We start from the raw sequence: 17,846 nt of genomic DNA on the forward strand, positions 1-17,846 counted from the left end.
TGTCCCTCTCCACGGAGCGCCCGCTTGGAACGCTCCTCCTTGCACCCCGGTGGAACCGGGGCACGAGCTCGTCAAAAGTCTAAGGAATCACGCAAGGCTTGATGGGCTTCGGGCACTCCAGCCCCGGGCCGGGATAGCAGCAGAGGTCGTCCTGGTCGCGCGGCAGGACAATCCAGCGAGGCCGCGCCGCGCTCACGTGGCGCAGGTGGCCCACGATGTCGAAGGTGGCCTCGTGCAACAGCTTGCACTGCCGGGCCCGCTCCGCGTCGCCGTCCGTCTCGCTGCAGTTGACCACCAGGTCCGGGACGGCGTCCTTCGTCACCAGGTTGATGCGCGCCTTCGGGTGCTGGCTCACCGTGCAGCGGGCCGCGCCGTTGGCCGGGTCCGCGACGGAGACCCACACCACCATCTGGTTGTTGTCCATCAGGTGCTCCAGGCGGGTGGCCGCGGGCAGCGCCACGTTGGTCGCCGGGCCCGGGGCGCTCGTGCCACCGAAGCGCACGTTCGTGGCCTTGTCACACCAGATGTTGAGCGTCACGCCGATGCTGTAGGTGTTGGTCGAGCGCGTCCAGGCCTCGGTGGCCGGGGCCACCGGAGGCGCGGCGTTGAGGGTGTGCAGGCGGCCCGCCACGGAGTTGTCCAACCCCGCCTCGGCCGCGCCCATGGGCACCATCTCCACCACGAACTGGCCGAAGCTGTCGTAGGTGTTCTTCTCCGCGCAGATCTGGTTGCGGTACTGGCCGATGCCCAGCGTGCAGTCGACGTTGCACTGCCGCTCGGGGACGTCCGGATCATTGGGCGTGTCCGCGCCGCAGGCGCCGAAGGTGCCGTTGCGCGCGTCCGGGCAGAAGAAGGGCACGGAGCCGTTGCCATTGGCGTCGCAGTTGCGGAACACCGTGGGGAACTTCACCTGGCGCACCTTCACCAGCGAGGACTCCAGGCCCTCCATCTTGTAGTTGCCGTAGCTGTAGCCGCACATCACGTCCGTGATGTAGGGCGAGCCGCTGAAGCCGCACAGCCGGCCGTTGATCTCCGTCGGAGGCGCCAGCGCCAGGTACTTGTTCCACTCCGTCTGCGGCAGCAGGCGGACCCGCTCGCGGATGCTCCACGACGGGAAGGTGAGCTGCGTGGTGGCGGTGAACTCCTGCACCGAGCCCGCGATGGACCACAGCAGGTCGCCCGGATCCAACCCCTCCGGGAAGGAGTAGTTGTAGATGTAGATGGAGTTGAAGCGGCCCGGGAAGAAGCCGGAGGGCTCCGCCGTCTGGGTGTTCGCGCCGGGGATGGTGCCCTCGCGCACGCGGCACGCTGTCAGGTCCGTCACGAAGAAGCCGCTGGGGTCCGTGCCCGTCACCAGCAGCGTCACCGGCTGGTTGTGGTTCGGGTCGTCCGCGTCGCAGTTCTGCAGGAGCGGGGGACCGCCCTCGGGCGCGCGGCCGATGCGCATGAACGTGCCGGCGTACGCGGTGAGCTGGTCGCTGTTCTGCGGCACCTGCACCGTGGCGATGGTCGGCTCCTCGAAGAACACCGAGCGCGACAGGCCCGTGGCCGAGGTGCGGGTCGCGGGCTCCACCGGGAGCTCACCGTCGACGACGGCGCCGTCCGCGTAGTCGACCTCGACCGGATCATCCTCGACCCACACATGGGCCTCGCCGTACAGCTGCGAGGAGCGCACGGTGCCCGTGCCCACGCCGTTGGTCAGCTGCACCCAGCGGTAGCGGTAGGGGCCGGTGAGGTTGCCCGGCACGGTGCGGAAGGACACCGGGCCGGTGAACGACGCCATGGGCTGGCCCTTCACGTCCAGCGCCTGGATGTCGATGTCCACGTCCACCGCGCTGCGGGGCATGGCGAGGCGACAGTCCTTCGTGCCCCGAAGCTCGAGCGGGACCGCGGCCTGGTTGCCGGAGCCGTGCTCGGTGGCACAGCTGGCCACCACCGGCACGGCCGTGCGCGGGTTGGAGTCCGCGACGTAGAACCCCTTCACCGTCACCTTGAACGACGAGACCCCCGTGGGCTGAGGCGTCTCGTCGGTGTAGCAGCCAGCGCCAGCCAGGGTCAGCGCGGACAGGAGAACCAGTCGCTTCATTACTTCACCCTCCGGCCGATGCGGCCGTCTTCCACGGCGTCGGCGATGGGCATCGCCGTCGGGTTGTCACAGAAGTTGCGCAGCTGCTGCGTCACGGTTCCGCACACGGGGTTGCTGCCGCTCAGGATCTCCCGGCAGTCACACCGACCGGTGAAGGGACCCGGGGACAGCGCGCAGGCGGCCTGCACCTCCACGGGCTCGGTGACGTCCGGGATGTTGCAACCCTCCGGGTTGTAGCCGCGGGCCGCCAGGTCGCCGCAGGTGCAGGTGCCCACCTGCTTGGCCGCGATGCAGGCCGCGCGGGCCTGGTCCGGGTTGGTGATGGTGTCCACGCCGCAGCCCGCCGGGTTGAAGCCATTGCGCAGCAGGTCGCCGCAGGTGCAGCTGCCCACGCGCACCTCCAGCTCGTTCTTGTAGTCCTGCATCTCCCGGCACGCGGCGCGCAGCCGGTCGTTGACCACCCACTGGCCATTCACGAGGGATCCACAGCTCTGGGCGCCCGGCTTGTTGCCGCGCGTCGCGTGGCCCGCGTTGATGTCGTCGCAGGTGCAGAAGTCCTGCATGTAGCCGATGAGCGAGTCACGCAGCGAGATGCCCGTCTCCTGGCGCGTGGTGTTGCGCTTGAGCACGTTGAAGCCCGAGCCACCCTTCGCGATGTAGTCGTTCACCGCCACGCGGTAGGTGCCGAAGGGGTTGAGCGGCTCGGGGCCGATGCGGATGTCCGTGCCGGGGTTGGCGTAGCAGCGGCCACGGCTCGAGGCGCTGCTCTCGTCCTGGAGGCACTGCCACGGCGCGTGGCCGGTGCGGCTCTCCGGGGGACAGTCGGCGCCCTTCAAGGCGATGTCGCAGGAGATGCGCAGGTCGTTGATCTGCACCTGGGCGCAGTCCATGGTGAACTTCGCGCCGGAGATCTGCGCCTGGCTGACGCAGCCGCGCTCGGCGGAGCGCTCGGCGACGAAGTTGAACATCTCCTGCATCTCCTTGCCGGAGAGGTACATGATGTTGATGGTGTTCTCGAACGGGAACACGTTGAACATCGACTCCTGGGTGATGACGCCCGCGTAGAGGTTGTCGCGGATGCCCAGCGAGTTGGTGAGTGCCATCTGCGCATCGACGCGGCGACGCTTGCGCATCGAGTCCGCGGCGATGTTGCCCAAGGGCGAGTCACCCCCCGTGGAGTTGTTCCGGCGCGTCACGTCCGCGGGCGCGTACGAGAAGATGTTGGTGAGCTGCAGCCGCATGTCCATGCCGATGATGTAGGGCTGGAGCAGGTGCGTCGTCGGGCGGTCCTCCTGCGTCTCGCAGGCCTCCATGGCCGCGCGGACCTCCGGGGTCTGGATGAACTGGCCGTCCTCCCAGAAGATGTTCGAGTCATACCGGTACTTGCGCATGGCCTCGTTGCACCAGAGCCTGTCGAGCGGGAACACGCGGTAGTCCTGGCTGACGACCTCGCCGCCCTCGCCGCTGCCGAGCACCTCCGGCATCTTCACGACCAGCTCCAGCCGGCCCACGTACTTGGCGAACGCGCCGGAGTGCGACAGCACCACCTTGCGGCCGCTGGGGTCCGCGAGCAGCTGCGGCGGGTTGAGCACCACGTGCAGGTGGCCGCCCATCACCACGTCCACGCCGCTGACGCCCGGGATGTGGACGCGCACCACCGACTTGTCGTTGCCCTCGGGGCCGAACCACTCGAGCACCTGCCAGGGGTTCTTGTCGCGGCGGATGAAGGAGCGGGCGCGGCCGTACTCGTAATAGGCCTCGTAGCCCTGGATGACGTCCTGGTCCTCAGTGAGGCCCAGGTGGCTGACGATGACGATGAGGTCGGAGACCGGCCGCAGCAGGTCCACGTACGCGCGCACCACCTCGTTCTGCTCCAGCGGCGTCACCTGGAGGCTGTTGCCACCCTCGACGATGGAGTTGAGCGAGGAGATGTTCGCCATGCCGAGGATGGCGACCCGCAGGCCCTTGACGTTGCGGATGGTGTACGGCGCGGCCTCCAGCGCCGTCTCGTTGCTGCCGTTCTGCCGCCAGTCGTTCCAGTTGTAGTTGGCGGCGAGCAGCGGGAAGGAGGCGAACTGCTTGGCCTGGTTGGTGAAGTTCAGCGCGCCCGCGTCGAACTCGTGGTTGCCGATGACCGCGGCGTCCAGCCGGGCCTGCGACAGGAAGCGGAACTCCACTTCACCGTTGTTGAGGTTGAAGATGGGGGCGCCCTGGAAGCAGTCGCCCGAGTCCACGTGCAGCACCCGCTCACCCTTGGCGCGCTCGCGCTTGAGCACCGCGGCCATGCGCGTGGCGCCACCGAACGGACCGGCCTCCGGGATGAGTCCCAGGTCCTGGTCCGTCTTCAGCGGCGCGAAGTCGTAGGGGATGAGGCGTGAGTGGATGTCCGAGGTATGAAGGAGCGTCAGCCGCACCTCCTGCCCCTCGAGGTGGTAGTCCTGGCCTTCCATCACTGGCATGCATGAGGCCGAGACCAGGGCGCAGAAGAGGCCGAGCAGGAGGCGACGCATCAGGAGATTCCGTGTTTCGGTAGGACGTCGGGAGTAAAGCGGGCGCAAGGTACGGTATCGGACACGGGCGGGCAAGCAACGCCGCCATGGCATTCGTACAGTCCCCCTATTCTGGGTCCCCTTCACGGAGAGCAAGCAGACATGCGGCAGCGTCATTCCAGTGTGACTGACATCGAGATCATCGAGGATTTCTCGTCTACGGCGCGCTGCGACGAAGGCTTCCTCCGAGTGAAGCGGCTGCGGTGTCGAAACCGACGCGCGGATGGTTCCTCGTCGTCCGTGTACCGCGTGGATGTGGTGGACCGGCCCCGGTTGGACGCGGTCGCGGTGCTGGTCTATCGACGCGGTGCGGCGGGGCTCGAGGTCCTGACGCGGATGAACCTCCGGCCCGCGGCGTACTTCCGGAAGGATCAGCGCGACGCGATGACGGTGCCGGACCCGGGCGCGGGCTACCTGCGGGTGGAGGAGATCGTCGCGGGGCTGCTGGAGCCGGAGGACAAGGGCGAGGAGGGCCTGAGGAAGCGCGCGGCGGCGGAGGTCCACGAGGAGGCGGGCTATCCGGTGAGGCCCGAGGACATCCAGCTTTTGGGCGGCTCGTTCTTCCTGGCGCCGGGCATCCTGTCGGAGAAGGTCTTCCCCGCGGCGGTGGACGTCACGGACGTGTCTCAGGAGGAGCCGGAGGGAGATGGCTCGCCCCTGGAAGAGGGGACGCAGCTGCACTGGCGCCCGCTGCAGGAGGTGCTGGAGGCGTGCCGGCGCGGAGACATCCCCGACGCGAAGACGGAGGTGGCGCTCACGAGGTTGCTCGCCCGATGGGGCTGAGCGAAGCGAGGTCGGAGTTTCTCAGGGGACGGCGGCCGGGGTAGGGTGCGCGGCGTTTTCGCACTCCACTGCCGAGGTCGCTGCATGTCGTCGCTGCCCCCGTGGTTGGCCAACCTGTTGCCCATCCTCATCCTGCTGGGAGCGGTCGCGCTCGTGCTCGCGCGGCTGCCCAAGGTGGAGCTGGGCCACACGGACGCCTTCCGCCGCCGCCGCTTCTTCAACTGGTTCCCGCTGGGGATGACGTACGCGTTCCTCTACATGGGGCGCTACAACGTCAACGAAGCCACCAGCGCGATGAAGGGCCACACGTCCAACGCGGACTTCGGCACCATCTTCTTCTGGGGCACGCTCGTCTACGGATTCGCGTTCCTCATCAACGGACCGCTGACGGACAGGCTCGGCGGTCGGAAGACCATCCTGCTGTCGGCCGCGGGCTCGTCGGTGGCCAACGTGCTGATGGGCGTGGTCGTCTACAAGGTGCTGACGGAAGGCTGGCAGCCGCCGGGCGGCATCGTGGGGACGCTGTCGTTCCTCTACGCCGTCAACATGTACTTCCAGAGCTTCGGCGCGGTCTCCATCGTCAAGGTGAACGCGTCCTGGTTCCACGTGCGCGAGCGCGGGCAGCTGGGCGGCGTCTTCGGCATCCTCATCTCGCTGGGCGTCTACTTCGCCTACGACTGGAGCCGCTTCATCGCCAGGGCGGCGCCCACGTACTGGGTGTTCTTCGTGCCGGCGGCCATTCTCGCGGCCTTCGTGGTGCTGGACTTCTTCGTCATCCGCGACACGCCCAGCCACACGGGTCACCCGGACTTCGACACCGCGGACGCGTCCAGCGGCGAGGTGGCGTCCAGCAGCGTGTGGGAAGTCTTCAAGAAGATGATCAGCAACCGCACCATCATCATCATCCTGATGGTGGAGTTCTGCAGCGGCTTCATGCGCAACGCCATCATGCAGTGGTACCCCAAGTTCGCGAAGGCGACGGGCCTGTCGGAGTCGTTCGTCGCGGCCAACTGGGGCATGCTGCTGTGTGTCGCGGGCATCACCGGCGGCATGTTCGCGGGCGTCATCAGCGACCGCGTGTTCGACTCGCGGCGCGGGCCCGTGTCGACGGTGCTCTATGCGGGCATGAGCGTGGGCGCGGTGGCCACGCTGTTCCTGCTCAACAGCCCGGCGCTCGGCTGGACGGTCATCTTCATGTCCCTGTGTGTCATCGGCGTGCACGGCATGCTGTCGGGCACGGCGAGCATGGACTTCGGCGGCAAGAAGAACGCGGGCCTCGCGGTGGGCATCATCGACGGCGCCGTCTATGCGGGCACCGCCCTCCAGGCCATCCTGCTGGGTCGCATCCTCCCGGCGGGAGAGGTGGCCAAGGACCCCAACAACTGGGGCAACTGGCCGCTGGCCATGCTGCCCCTGTCCTTCGCGGGCCTGCTGCTGGCCACGCGGGTGTGGAACGCCCGCCCCCAGGCCAAGGCGGCCCCCGTCGGGGGGGCCTCGGCGGTCACCCAACCCGTTGCAACCCAGAAGACCGGTACGGGAGGCTGAGGCCCCTGTGGACCGCAGGACGTCACGGGGGCGTCACTCCCCCGTGACAGGGTTGTGACGTACAGTGTGGACGTGTCCCAGGTTACCGCCCCACTGCCGCTGCAGAGCCGCTTCGAGGTTCACGACCGGAAGCAGTTCGAGATCAAGCTCGAGTACCAGCCCTCGGGGGTGGACGAGACGCGCTACCTGGTGGAAGCGCATCTGTTCCTCCCGGGGAGCCTGAACATCGACGCGGAGACGTACCCCCGCGCGGACTTCTACGCGGACATCCACAACTACGTGCGCTTCAAGACGCCGGTGATGGCGGTGCAGGAGGTGCTCACGTCGGATGCCTCGCCGCTGGTGCGGCTGGAGGCGTGGCTGCGCACGGGGCTGGGCTCGGAGAAGGACATCGTCTACCAGGCGAAGCTCCTGTCGTGCGTGCTGCGCGGGGCGCTCAGGCGCTTCGCCACGGGCGTGGAGACGCGCTGCGAGGGGCCGGTGGCGCTGCCCACGGAGGCGTGCGCGACGCTGGAGTCGGACGTGGTGGCGATGCAGGCGGGCGTGACGCAGGTGCTCGCGCGCTTCCGGCAGTGGCTGCGCTCGGTGGGGGAGCTGCGGCTGCAGGAGCGCTCGCGCGCGTCGCTGCGGCTGGTGGACGAGTACGTGAGCCTGCTGGTGGAGAACGGCTTCCGGCGCGCGGTGGCGGACATGAAGGCGCTGCCGCGAGGGGAGCCGTGGCTGCAGCTTCGCAAGGGGCTGATGGAGGCGGTGCTGCGCGAGGAGTCCTACCGCAAGGAGCACCGGCTTCGCAGCGTGCTGAGCCCCACGGGGGACAACGAGGAGTACCTCCAGCGGCTGGGCATGCTGAAGAAGTTCTGCATGAACGTGCTCTTCCTGTCCTCGCGCCGCCGGCAGAAGCGCCAGGGCTGGGAGGAGGTGCTCTTCGCGCTGGCGGCGGGCATCGCCATGGCCTTCGCCACGGCGGTGGCGCTGTGGGCGCAGATCCGCTTCACGCAGGTGAGCCTCAACTTCTTCCTCATCGCCGTGGTCGGCTACATGATGAAGGACCGCATCAAGGAGGGCCTGCGCCGGGTGCTCAGCCGGGTGGCGGCCACGCACCTGTCGGACCGCACCGCGGACCTGGTGGACCCGGTGACGGGGCGGACCATCGGCACGTGCGAGGAGCGCGTGGACTACGCGCCCAAGGTGCCCGACTCCGTGGCCTCGCTGCGCCACCAGGACGACTTCCTCACCGTGTCCCAGGGCGAGCTGACGGAGATGGTCATCCGCTACCAGAAGCACATCATCCTGGACGCCCGGCTCCTGCCGCGCACGGAGCGGGGCCTGTCGGGCGTGACGGACATCCTGCGCTTCAACGTGGAGCGCTTCCTGCGCGACATGGACGAGCCGGAGCTGGCGCTCGAGTACGTGGACCTGGCGGATCTGTCCGTGGGTCACATCCGGGGCGCCAAGCGTTATCCGGTGGACGTCGTGCTGCGCTTCACCGTCGAGGAGGAGGAGACGGACCGGCGCCAGGAGAGCACGCAGCTGGTGCGGCTGGTGCTGGACCGCAACGGCATCCAGCGCATGTTGCGCTTCGCGGACACGGCGGCCGGGGCGCCCCCTGGCCCCATGCCCTGGCAGTCGGCCGCCTGACCCGGGCGGTTTCGGCGGCGCTTCCGGGCCCGCGCGGGTAATGTTCGCCGCGCTCATGGCCCACGAAGACTTCAAGAAGCGCATCCGCGACGACTGGCGCGACAGCCTCCACGCCATCCTGGCCAAGGCCCGCTCGCTCGGCGAGCAGGCGGTGCTCGCGTTCGACCTGGACTCCACCCTGCTCGACAACCGGGAGCGCCAGGCGCGCATCCTCCGGGAATACGGCGCGGCGCACTCGGTGGAGCCGCTCTCCACGTGCGCGGCCCACCACTGGAACTCCGGCTGGGACATGCGCGAGGCGATGCGCGCGTGCGGCCTGGAGGCGTCCCTGGTGGAGCGGCACTTCGAGCCCGCGCGCCAGTACTGGGGCGAGCGCTTCTTCACCAGCGAGTACTGCGCGGTGGACGAGGCCATCGAGGGCGCGGCGGCCTTCACGCACGCGGTGGTGGGCACGGGCGCGCGTCTCGTCTACGTCACGGGCCGTCACGAGGGCATGCGCGAGGGCTCCGTCGCCTGCATGCGCCGCCTCGGCATGGCCATCCCGGACGGGGAGCGGGTGATGCTCGTGATGAAGCCCGCGCCCTACGACGACGACGATGCGTTCAAGCGCGAGGCCCACGCGCAACTGGGCCGGCTGGGGACCGTGGTGGCCGCCTTCGACAACGAGCCCACCCACGCCAACGACTACCGGCGCCGCTTCCCCGACGCCACCGTGATTCATCTGGCCACGGATCATTCCGGCCGGCCCGTGACGCTGCTGGACGGCATCATCAGCGTGCCGCATTTCACGCGGGTTTCCTGACGCACCGCGCCTGAATTTTCGGGGGAAGGGCGCGGGGTTTGAAAGGCTTTGAAGTCCCAGGTCCGCGCGCTATGAGGCGCACGGCATTCGCCGTCCCCGGGTGAGGAGGGGCGGCCTGCATGGAGGCACCCGCGGTGGCCAGCCCGTACTCGAAAGAACAGCTGTTGACGATGTACCGGAAGATGTACCTCATCCGCCGTTTCGAGGAGCGCGCGGGCCAGCAGTACACGCTGGGGAAGATCGCCGGCTTCTGCCACCTGTACATCGGGCAGGAGGCGGTGGCGGTGGGGCCCGTGGAGGCCATCCGCCAGGACGACTACATGCTCAGCGCCTACCGCGACCACGGCCAGCCCCTGGCGCGCGGCAGCGACGCGGGCATGGTGATGGCGGAGCTGTTCGGCCGGGGCTCGGGCTACAGCAAGGGCAAGGGCGGCTCGATGCACATCTTCGACATCGAGCACCACTTCTACGGGGGCTACGGCATCGTCGGCGGGCAGATTCCGCTCGCGGCGGGCATGGCCTTCGCCAGCCGCTATCGCAATGAAGACCGCGTGACGGTCTGCTACTTCGGCGACGCGGCGGCCAACCAGGGCGCGCTCCATGAGACGTTCAACATGGCGTCCAAGTGGAAGCTGCCGGTCATCTACATCTGCGAGAACAACCGCTACGGCATGGGCACGGCCATCGCGCGCACGTCGGCGGTGCCGGAGATCTACAAGCGCGCCGCGGCGTACGACATGCGCGGTGAGCCGGTGGACGGCATGGACGTGCTGAAGATGTACGAGGCCGTGAAGGACGCGGCCGCGTGGTGCCGCGCGGGCAAGGGCCCGGTGCTGCTGGAGGCGAACACGTACCGCTTCCGGGGCCACTCGATGGCGGACCCGGCCAACTACCGCACCAAGCAGGAGGTGGAGGAGGAGCGCAAGAACGACCCCATCCCCAAGCTGCGCGACTACGCCCTCAAGAATGGCCTGGGGGCGGACGCCGACTTCGAGCGCATCGAGGAAGAGGTGAAGGCGCAGGTGGACGCCGCGGTGAAGTTCGCGGACGAGTCCCCGGAGCCGAGCCTGGAGGAGCTGTGGCGCGACACCATCGTCGAGCCGGGCGAGGAGGACGTGCGCCCGCGTGAGCGCGTGCTCGGCACGAAGGTGACGAACTGGCCGAAGTACCCGAGCGGCCAGGAGCTGAAGGTCACCTGGGACCTGGAGCCGCGCGCGCAGGCGGAAGCCGCGGACAAGAAGGCGGGCCTGAGCAACTAGCCCGGCCCGTCACACCCCAACCCTTTTTGATTTCGAGTCGGAGCCGACGATGCCCGAGTTGATGTACCGCGAGGCCCTGAACCAGGCGCTCGCCGAGGAGATGGAGCGCGACGCCAACGTCTTCCTGATTGGCGAGGAAGTGGGCCGCTACAACGGCGCCTTCAAGGTGTCGCAGGGGCTGCTGGACAAGTTCGGGAGCGCGCGCATCATCGACGCGCCCATCTCCGAGCTGGGCTTCGGCGGCATGAGCGTGGGCGCGGCCATGGTGGGCCTGCGTCCGGTGGTGGAGATGATGACCTGGAACTTCGCCATCCTGGCGATGGACCAGATCGTCAACAACGCGGCCAAGCTGCGCCACATGTCCGGCGGCCAGCTGCGCTGCCCCATCGTGTTCCGCGGCCCGGGCGGCGCCGGTGGCCGGCTGTCCAGCCAGCACAGCCAGGCGCTGGAGGCCAACTACGCGCACTTCCCCGGCCTGAAGGTGATTGCGCCGGCCACGCCCGCGGACGCCAAGGGCATGCTCAAGGCGGCCATCCGCGACGAGAACCCGGTCATCATGTTCGAGGGCGAGCGGCTCTACGCGCTCAAGGGCGAGGTGCCCGAGGGCGAGCACGTGGTGCCGCTGGGCAAGGCGGACGTGAAGCGGGAGGGCACGGACGTCACCATCATCACCTGGAGCCGCATGTATTACTTCTGCATGCAGGCGGCCGAGGAGTTGGCGAAGGAGGGCATCAACGCGGAGGTCCTGGACCTGCGCACGTTGAGGCCGCTGGATGAGGAGGCCATCCTCGCGAGCGTGCGCAAGACGAACCGCGCCGTCATCGTGGAGGAGGGCTGGGCGCTGGCGGGTGTGGGCGCCTCGGTGGTGGACATCATCCAGTCCAAGGCGTTCGACGACCTGGATGCGCCGGTGGAGCGCGTGACGGGGCTCGACGTGAACATGTCGTACGCGGCGAACCTGGAGAACGCGACGCAGCCGGACGCGCCCAAGATCATCGCGGCGGTGAAGAAGGTGCTGTACCGCGAGGGAGCCTGATCCGTATGGCCACGCCCATTCAGATGCCGAGCCTGTCCCCGACGATGACGGAGGGGAAGATCGTCAAGTGGCTGAAGAAGGTGGGGGACAAGGTCACCTCCGGTGAGGCCATCGCCGAACTGGAGACGGACAAGTCCAACCTGGAGATCGAAGCCTACGACGACGGCTACCTGCTGGAGATCGTCGTCGGCGAGAACCAGACGGCCCCCGTCGGCGCCCCCATCGCCTATGTCGGCGCAAAGGGGGAGAAGGTCGCTGCCGGTGGCGCGCCCGCGCCGAAGGCCGCTGCTCCCGCGCCCGCCGCTGCTCCCGCGCCGAAGGCCGCCGCGCCCGAGGCCCCCAAGCCCGCGGCTCCGGCCGCGTCCGGTGGTGGGGACCGCATCGCCATCCAGTTGCCGAGCCTGTCCCCGACGATGACGGAGGGGAAGATCGTCAAGTGGTTGAAGAAGGTGGGGGACAAGGTCTCCTCCGGCGAGGCCCTGGCCGAGCTGGAGACGGACAAGTCCAACCTGGAGATCGAGGCGTACGACGACGGGACGCTGGCGGAGATCGTCGTCGGTGAGAACCAGACGGCCCCGGTCGGCTCGCCCATCGCGTACCTCACGCCCAAGGGAGGCAAGGCGGCCGCCGCCGCGCCTGCTCCCGCGCCGAAGGCCGCCGCGCCCGAGGCCCCCAAGCCGGCTCCGGCCGCGCAGCCGGTCCAGGCCGCTGCTCCGCAGGCGCCTTCCGCGTCCGGGGGGCGCCGGGTCCGGGCCAGTCCGCTCGCCAAGAAGATCGCCCAGGTGCGCGGGCTGGACATCGCGCAGGTGCAGGGCTCGGGTCCCTCGGGTCGCGTGGTGAAGCGCGACATCGAGGAGGCGCTGGCGAAGGGTGGAGCGAAGGCCCCCGCGCAGGCGCCGTCCGCGCCGGCCGTGAGGAAGGGCCCCGCTGCGCCGACGGTGGCGCGCGCGGAGTCCCGCACCGAGCCTCTGTCCTCCATGCGCAAGGTCATCGCGCAGCGGATGACGGAGGTGAAGCCCGGCGTGCCGCACTTCTATCTCACCATCGAGGTGGAGATGGACGCCGCGGTGAAGGTGCGCGAGGAGGCGAAGGCGATGGACCTCAAGGTCTCCGTCAACGACCTCATCGTGAAGGCCGTGGCCATGGCCGTGCGCCGCTACCCGAAGGTCAACGTGTCGCTGCAGGGTGACCAGGTCATCCACCACGGTTCGGTGGACGTGGGCATCGCGGTGGCGCTGGAGCAGGGCCTCATCACCCCCATCGTCCGCGACGCGGACACCAAGGGGCTGCAGGCGCTGGCCACGGAGATTCGCGAGCTGGCGGAGCGCGCGCGCAAGCGGGCCCTCAAGCCCGAGGAGTACACGGGCGGCTCCATCACCGTGAGCAACCTGGGCATGTACGGCATCGACAACTTCGCCGCCATCATCAACCCGCCGCAGGCCTCCATCCTCGCGGTGGGCGCGGTGACGGACAAGGTCGTGGTGCGCGACGGGCAGATGGTCATCCGCAAGATGATGTCGGCCACGCTGTCGTGTGACCACCGCATCGTCGACGGTGCCATCGGCGCGGAGTTCCTCCGCGAGCTGCGCGGCCTGTTGGAGCACCCCACGCGGCTGCTCTTCTAGTCCGCTGGCAGGTGAGTGGCCCGCTTCCTCGCTCCGCCCCGGAGCGACTGGGAGCGGGCCCTCTCGTTTCTACTCACGGGTGGGTTCGCGCCCGCTCGCCTCTTCCTCCTCCAGCTTGCGTTGCGCCTCCGTCACCCGGGCCTGCTGCTCGCGCGGCGTGCCGGTGGGGAGCTCCTGCTCGTCTTCGTGCGAGCGTCCGCGGATGCCGGGCCAGGGCTCGGGGCGCGTGGCCTCCACGTGGTCGATGCGCTCCGCGTAATCCGCGTCACTGCCCGCCTTGCGCGGCTTGTCGTCGGGCTTGTCCTGGTGCGCCATGACGAAGTCCCTCCTGAGGGTGCGTGTGAAGTTGCGCGATTAACGGTGGGGCGCCCCTCGGAAGGTGGCCACCCGGGGCCCGCTGTGCGGCCCGCCCTCTCGGTTGCTGGGCGAGCACGAAAAAAAGGCCGGCAGCCGAATCGGTTCGCTGCTTAACTTCGTCCAAATGAACGACGACATGACACGCGAACGGCTTGTCCAGGGTGTGTCGGAGTTGGAGGAGCGGGTGGGCCCGCCGCTGCCTCTCGCGCAGTCGCTGCACCAGGCCCTGCTCGGCGCGGTGTTCCCCCTCACCGCGGAAGAGCTCACCTGGGTGGCTCGTGAGAACGAGGCCCCGCCCACGGTGCTCTCGCTGCTGGGTGCCCTCCCCAGGGGCCGCTTCGCCTCCGTGGACGCGGTGGCGGTGGCCCTGGAGCAGGACACCCGCGACGCGCTGGCGTCCCCGGACGCACCCACGCCCGTCCTCACCTCCACTCGCTGAAGCCTCCATCACCCCACGCCCTCCCGTTGCCGGCATGCCCGGTGAGCGGGCAGGGTGACGGGCACTCGTCTGGATTTTCCTGGGGGTCAAACCTGTCTGGCTGGTCTAGAGTTCGTGAGGCATTACGTCCCGGGGGGACGGTTCCGTCGGCACCCAGAAGAAAGGGAGTCGGAGGAGGCGCTATTCTAGGCGGCACCAGCCTGGCCTCTTTGAGGGATAGCCGGCCAGGAGGAGCGTCATGAACCCGTCTGAACTGCCCGCGGTGCTGTACGTCGACGATGACGCGCTGAACCTGCGGGTCTTCGACGCGAACTTCGGACAGCGCTTCCGCATCTTCCGCAGCGCGTCTCCCAGCGAGGCGCTGGCGTTGCTCGAGCAGCGCAAGGGGGAGATTGGCGTCATCCTCTCCGACCAGCGGATGCCGGGGATGACGGGCGTGGAGCTGCTGGAGCGCGCGCGTTCGATTGCGCCCGACGCCAAGCGCATGCTCGTCACGGCGTACGCGGACATGCAGGCGGTCATCGACGCGGTGAACCGCGGCCAGGTGACGCGCTACTTCGTCAAGCCGTGGGATCGCTCGGAGCTGCAGGCGGCGCTGGACGACGCGCTGAAGATTGCCCGGCTGGAGCTGCGCATCCGCGAGGTGGAAGGGCGGATGATGAAGTCGGAGCGTCTGGCCACGCTGGGGCAGGTGACGGCGGGAATCGCGCACGAGCTGATGGGCCCGGTGGGCTACCTGTCGCAGAACGTGTCCTCGCTGCAGCGGGATTTGACGAGCGTCATCCAGTACGTGTCCAAGCACCTGTCCGCGGACCCGAACCCGTCGGTGGCGGAGACGGTGGAGGACCTGCCCGCGCTCATCAAGGACCTGTCGGACGGCGCCGAGCACCTTCGCCAGGTGGCGTTGGGCTTGAGGGCCCAGGCGCGCGGCGAGGACATGGAGGCCACCGCGGACGTGGCCGAAGTGGTGTCCTTCGCGGTGAAGCTGGCGCGGGCGGAGGTGAGAGACCGCGCGCGGCTGACGAGCAACGGCGAGGCGGTGCGCGTCATCTTCGGGCCGGTGAAGCTGTGCCAGGTGCTGCTCAACCTCGTGGTGAACGCCGCGCAGGCGATGTCGGGCACGGGGCGCCAGGGACGCATCGAGGTCCGCTGGACGGTGCGGCCCGACGACGTGGTGCTGACGGTGGCGGACAACGGCTGCGGAATCCCCGTGGACCTGCAGGAGCGCGTGTTCCAGCCGCTGTTCACCACGAAGCCGGTGGGAATCGGCACGGGCCTGGGCCTGTCCATCTGCCGCGAGCTGGTGGCGCAGGCGGGTGGCAACCTGCGGCTGTCGTCCACGCCCGGTGAGGGCACGGACATCGAAATCACCCTCCGGCGAGCCCCGCCCCTCTGAGTCCGAAGGCGTTGCTGAGCATGCGCCACACGCGGTGGAGCGTCTCCCCCTCCGCGTGGCGCACCTGCTCCACCAGCACGGCGCGGCGGGCTTGCGCGCCCTGGGGGCCATACTCCACCACCAGCGCGTAGCCGGAGCCGGGGCGCTCGACGATGTGCACGGCGCGGACCTCGTCGAAGGGGATGAGCTCCGCGCGGGTGGCGCTGGGGGCCCAGGCCAGTCGCTCGACTCGCAGGGTCTCCGAGCGGAAGTGGAGCACGAAGCGGCGGCGGACGAGCCTCGACTCGAGCCGGAGGGCGGCTCCTATCAGGGCCGCGGCCACCAGGGCCAGGGCGGCGGAGGCGGCGGGGAGCGAGCCCTTCTCCTGTCCCACCAGGACGGCGGCGCCCAGGGCACAACCCACGGCGACACCGACACACAGGCCCGGCAGCATGCGCGCGTCCCACCGGGGAGGGCGGGATTCTCCCACCAGCCGGCCCCCGTCGTAACGCAGGCGCACGTCCCCCAACAGCGGGGGCACCCGATTCTCCTGTAACGCGTCCTCGAAGCTCGCCACGGCGGGAAGCATACCGGTCCTCGCATGCGAGCCTCGAAGTCCGCGTGAAGCTGTGCGAATCTCCAAAGCCATGGATCTCCCGTTCGAGACCGGTGAGGGCGACGGTGGGGAGGGGGGAACGCTCGCCTCGACGGTGTTGGTGGTGGACGACGAGCCGGTCGTGCTCGACATCTGCGCCCGCTTGTTGGAGCGCGAGTCGGACCTCGTGGTGCTGGTGGCGGCGAGCGCGGAGGAGGCGCTGCCGATACTGGGTGAGCAGCGCATCGACGTGCTGGTGACGGACAAGAACCTGCCCGGCATGGGCGGGGTGGAGCTCGTCGCGCAGGCGCGGACGCTGCAGCCCACGTTGGAGGCGCTGATGATTACGGCCTACGCGAGCAGCGAGTCCGTCATCGCGGCCTTCGCGGCGGGGGCGAGCGACTACATCCTCAAGCCCTTCGACGACCTGCGGGTGCTGCGCGCCAAGGTGCGCGCGGCGCTGGAGCGGCGCACGTCCGGGACACGCGTTCGCGAGCAGGCGCGGGAGGTGGCCCGCGAGGCCGCCGCGTTGTTGGCCGCGGGGCAGGACGCGCCGGAGCCCGCGCACGTGGCGCTGGAGGAGGAGCTCCGGGCCTACGAGGAGTCGTCACGTCAGGTCCAGGCGGGCCGCGTGGCGGTGGTGGGCAGCGTCGAGGCGTTGGAGTCGCTGCGCGAGTCCGGTTTCGAGGTGCGCGAGCTGCCGCCGTACGCGCCGGAGCTCGAGGAAGTGGACGTGGTGGTGGTGGAGACGGGAGATCCGCAGTGGCGCACGTTGGCGGAGCGCCTCCAGAGCCGGCCCCCGGATGTGCTGCTGCTGGCCAGTCCCGAGGCGGACCTGGGCGACCTGCTGGAGGCCATCACCCTGCGCATGGACCTGGTGGGCTTCGGGACCACGCAGGGCGCGAGCGTCCTTCCGGAGAAGGTGCGGATGCTGCTGCTTCGCCGCGGTGTCCAGCGCGCGCAGGACCGACTGGCCGCCGCGCTCACCACGTTCCGCCAGAGCATCCTCGCGCCGTCGGCTTGAGCCGGGGGCGGGGCCGCTTCAGGTCCCGTCGCCGTCGAGCTGGCGCGCGAGGTCGAGCTGGAGCGCCAGCAACTCCGTCATCGGAACAGGCCGGCGGGACACGCGGGTGAGGTCCTTGCCCTCCGCAGTCCAGAGGGGAGGGTGGAGGGAGAAGCCCTGGTCCGGTGAGAGCTTCGAGACGTCCTCGCTCCAGCCGGCCGCGCGGTACCCACCGTAGAACCCGGCGAGGTCTCCACCGAGGAAGAACGCGAGCAGGTCCGAGTAGCCACGTTCCAGGTCTTCCCAGCGGAGCGTGTCGGGCGCGAAGTAGAACGCGCCGCCGCGTCCTTCGCCGAGCGCCCCGCCATCGAGCGCGAAGAAGCCGCCGACGGCGTCATGGGCCACGAGCAACATCCCTCGCGTCGAGGCCACCGCCGGATGCGGGCCCAGCGCATTCCAGGTGGCCAGGCTGCCGCGCATGCGCGGATCCCCGCCGCCGCCCAGGACTCGGAGCCAACCTCCGTCGATGAGCAGGCCTCCTGTTTCGTAGGCCACCGCGCCCAGGGGAGAGCGCGTCGTCACCTGAAGCTGGTGGAGCACTTCTCCAGCGGTGGCTTCGTCTCGGGGCAGCACCTCGGCCAGGTTGCTCGCCGAGCCCAACCGCTCCCGCACCCACGGCCACGCGGGGTCCGTGGTTTCGAGCAAAGCCTCGAGCGACCGCATGCGCCACCACGCTCCGGAAAAACAAAACGCC

At 69.3% G+C, this 17,846-nt stretch carries 14 protein-coding genes and 1 pseudogene; 10 read left to right on the top strand and 5 right to left on the bottom strand.

Annotated elements, in window-relative coordinates; genetic code table 11:
• Positions 1-79 precede the first annotated feature (79 nt).
• Both LXT21_RS18435 and LXT21_RS18440 read right to left on the bottom strand, forming a co-directional pair.
• Positions 80-2,086, bottom strand: a complete 2,007-nt coding sequence (locus LXT21_RS18435) for a hypothetical protein (protein WP_254039451.1) — start codon at positions 2,084-2,086, stop codon at positions 80-82.
• A complete protein-coding gene (locus tag LXT21_RS18440; protein WP_254039452.1) occupies positions 2,086-4,596 on the bottom strand; it encodes a bifunctional metallophosphatase/5'-nucleotidase in 2,511 nt (836 codons plus the stop codon). The genes LXT21_RS18435 and LXT21_RS18440 overlap by 1 nt, the downstream gene beginning before the upstream one ends.
• Before the next feature lie 141 nt (positions 4,597-4,737).
• Between LXT21_RS18440 and LXT21_RS18445 the strand changes: the two genes are divergently transcribed.
• The 7 genes and pseudogenes from LXT21_RS18445 to LXT21_RS18475 all read left to right on the top strand — a co-directional run bounded on the left by LXT21_RS18445 (position 4,738) and on the right by LXT21_RS18475 (position 13,323).
• The gene (locus tag LXT21_RS18445; RefSeq protein ID WP_254039453.1) at positions 4,738-5,418 is read left to right on the top strand and encodes an NUDIX hydrolase; all 681 of its coding nucleotides are present in this window, start codon (positions 4,738-4,740) and stop codon (positions 5,416-5,418) included.
• 84 nt (positions 5,419-5,502) lie between these two features.
• A complete protein-coding gene (locus tag LXT21_RS18450; protein WP_254039454.1) occupies positions 5,503-6,963 on the top strand; it encodes an MFS transporter in 1,461 nt (486 codons plus the stop codon).
• A 72-nt stretch (positions 6,964-7,035) separates the two neighbouring features.
• Positions 7,036-8,601: a hypothetical protein gene (locus LXT21_RS18455; protein ID WP_254039455.1), complete on the top strand. Its 1,566-nt coding sequence runs from the start codon at positions 7,036-7,038 to the stop codon at positions 8,599-8,601.
• A 55-nt stretch (positions 8,602-8,656) separates the two neighbouring features.
• Positions 8,657-9,403: an HAD family hydrolase gene (locus LXT21_RS18460; protein ID WP_254039456.1), complete on the top strand. Its 747-nt coding sequence runs from the start codon at positions 8,657-8,659 to the stop codon at positions 9,401-9,403.
• Between the two features lie 134 nt (positions 9,404-9,537).
• Positions 9,538-10,662 (top strand): pyruvate dehydrogenase (acetyl-transferring) E1 component subunit alpha, encoded by a 1,125-nt coding sequence (gene pdhA / locus LXT21_RS18465; protein WP_254039662.1) that lies wholly within the window; start codon positions 9,538-9,540, stop codon positions 10,660-10,662.
• A 31-nt stretch (positions 10,663-10,693) separates the two neighbouring features.
• Positions 10,694-11,698, top strand: a pseudogene (locus tag LXT21_RS18470) (pyruvate dehydrogenase complex E1 component subunit beta); the annotation flags it as partial.
• Positions 11,699-11,703: 5 nt separating this feature from the next.
• A complete protein-coding gene (locus tag LXT21_RS18475) occupies positions 11,704-13,323 on the top strand; it encodes a pyruvate dehydrogenase complex dihydrolipoamide acetyltransferase (RefSeq protein WP_254039458.1) in 1,620 nt (539 codons plus the stop codon).
• A gap of 69 nt (positions 13,324-13,392) precedes the next feature.
• Here LXT21_RS18475 and LXT21_RS18480 read toward each other — a convergent pair whose 3' ends face one another.
• Positions 13,393-13,638, bottom strand: coding sequence for a hypothetical protein (locus LXT21_RS18480; RefSeq protein ID WP_254039459.1), 246 nt, complete (start codon positions 13,636-13,638; stop codon positions 13,393-13,395).
• A 178-nt stretch (positions 13,639-13,816) separates the two neighbouring features.
• Here LXT21_RS18480 and LXT21_RS18485 point away from each other — a divergent pair, with 178 nt between their 5' ends.
• On the top strand, positions 13,817-14,119 hold the full coding sequence (locus LXT21_RS18485; RefSeq protein WP_254039460.1) for a DUF2795 domain-containing protein: 303 nt from the start codon (positions 13,817-13,819) through the stop codon (positions 14,117-14,119).
• Between the two features lie 238 nt (positions 14,120-14,357).
• Positions 14,358-15,515, top strand: coding sequence for a sensor histidine kinase (locus LXT21_RS18490; RefSeq protein WP_254039461.1), 1,158 nt, complete (start codon positions 14,358-14,360; stop codon positions 15,513-15,515).
• Here the strand turns inward: LXT21_RS18490 and LXT21_RS18495 are convergent.
• Positions 15,487-16,083, bottom strand: coding sequence for a hypothetical protein (locus LXT21_RS18495; protein WP_254039462.1), 597 nt, complete (start codon positions 16,081-16,083; stop codon positions 15,487-15,489). The genes LXT21_RS18490 and LXT21_RS18495 overlap by 29 nt on opposite strands.
• 58 nt (positions 16,084-16,141) lie before the next feature.
• Here LXT21_RS18495 and LXT21_RS18500 point away from each other — a divergent pair, with 58 nt between their 5' ends.
• The gene (locus LXT21_RS18500) at positions 16,142-17,113 is read left to right on the top strand and encodes a response regulator (RefSeq protein WP_254039463.1); all 972 of its coding nucleotides are present in this window, start codon (positions 16,142-16,144) and stop codon (positions 17,111-17,113) included.
• Positions 17,114-17,131: 18 nt separating this feature from the next.
• Here LXT21_RS18500 and LXT21_RS18505 read toward each other — a convergent pair whose 3' ends face one another.
• Positions 17,132-17,815: a DUF2625 family protein gene (locus LXT21_RS18505; RefSeq protein ID WP_254039464.1), complete on the bottom strand. Its 684-nt coding sequence runs from the start codon at positions 17,813-17,815 to the stop codon at positions 17,132-17,134.
• Between the last annotated feature and the right edge of the window lie 31 nt (positions 17,816-17,846).

This window comes from Myxococcus guangdongensis (assembly GCF_024198255.1).
In the GTDB taxonomy this organism is placed as follows: Bacteria; Myxococcota; Myxococcia; order Myxococcales; family Myxococcaceae; genus Myxococcus; species Myxococcus guangdongensis.

Coding starts and splice junctions, on each gene's coding strand:
- LXT21_RS18490 (WP_254039461.1), top strand. CDS start 14,358: ATGAACCCGTCTGAACTGCCCGCGGTGCTGTACGTCGACGATGACGCG.
- LXT21_RS18435 (WP_254039451.1), bottom strand. CDS start 2,086: ATGAAGCGACTGGTTCTCCTGTCCGCGCTGACCCTGGCTGGCGCTGGC.
- LXT21_RS18505 (WP_254039464.1), bottom strand. CDS start 17,815: ATGCGGTCGCTCGAGGCTTTGCTCGAAACCACGGACCCCGCGTGGCCG.
- LXT21_RS18485 (WP_254039460.1), top strand. CDS start 13,817: ATGACACGCGAACGGCTTGTCCAGGGTGTGTCGGAGTTGGAGGAGCGG.
- LXT21_RS18450 (WP_254039454.1), top strand. CDS start 5,503: ATGTCGTCGCTGCCCCCGTGGTTGGCCAACCTGTTGCCCATCCTCATC.
- LXT21_RS18445 (WP_254039453.1), top strand. CDS start 4,738: ATGCGGCAGCGTCATTCCAGTGTGACTGACATCGAGATCATCGAGGAT.
- LXT21_RS18480 (WP_254039459.1), bottom strand. CDS start 13,638: ATGGCGCACCAGGACAAGCCCGACGACAAGCCGCGCAAGGCGGGCAGT.
- LXT21_RS18500 (WP_254039463.1), top strand. CDS start 16,142: ATGGATCTCCCGTTCGAGACCGGTGAGGGCGACGGTGGGGAGGGGGGA.
- LXT21_RS18475 (WP_254039458.1), top strand. CDS start 11,704: ATGGCCACGCCCATTCAGATGCCGAGCCTGTCCCCGACGATGACGGAG.
- LXT21_RS18495 (WP_254039462.1), bottom strand. CDS start 16,083: ATGCTTCCCGCCGTGGCGAGCTTCGAGGACGCGTTACAGGAGAATCGG.
- LXT21_RS18440 (WP_254039452.1), bottom strand. CDS start 4,596: ATGCGTCGCCTCCTGCTCGGCCTCTTCTGCGCCCTGGTCTCGGCCTCA.
- LXT21_RS18460 (WP_254039456.1), top strand. CDS start 8,657: ATGGCCCACGAAGACTTCAAGAAGCGCATCCGCGACGACTGGCGCGAC.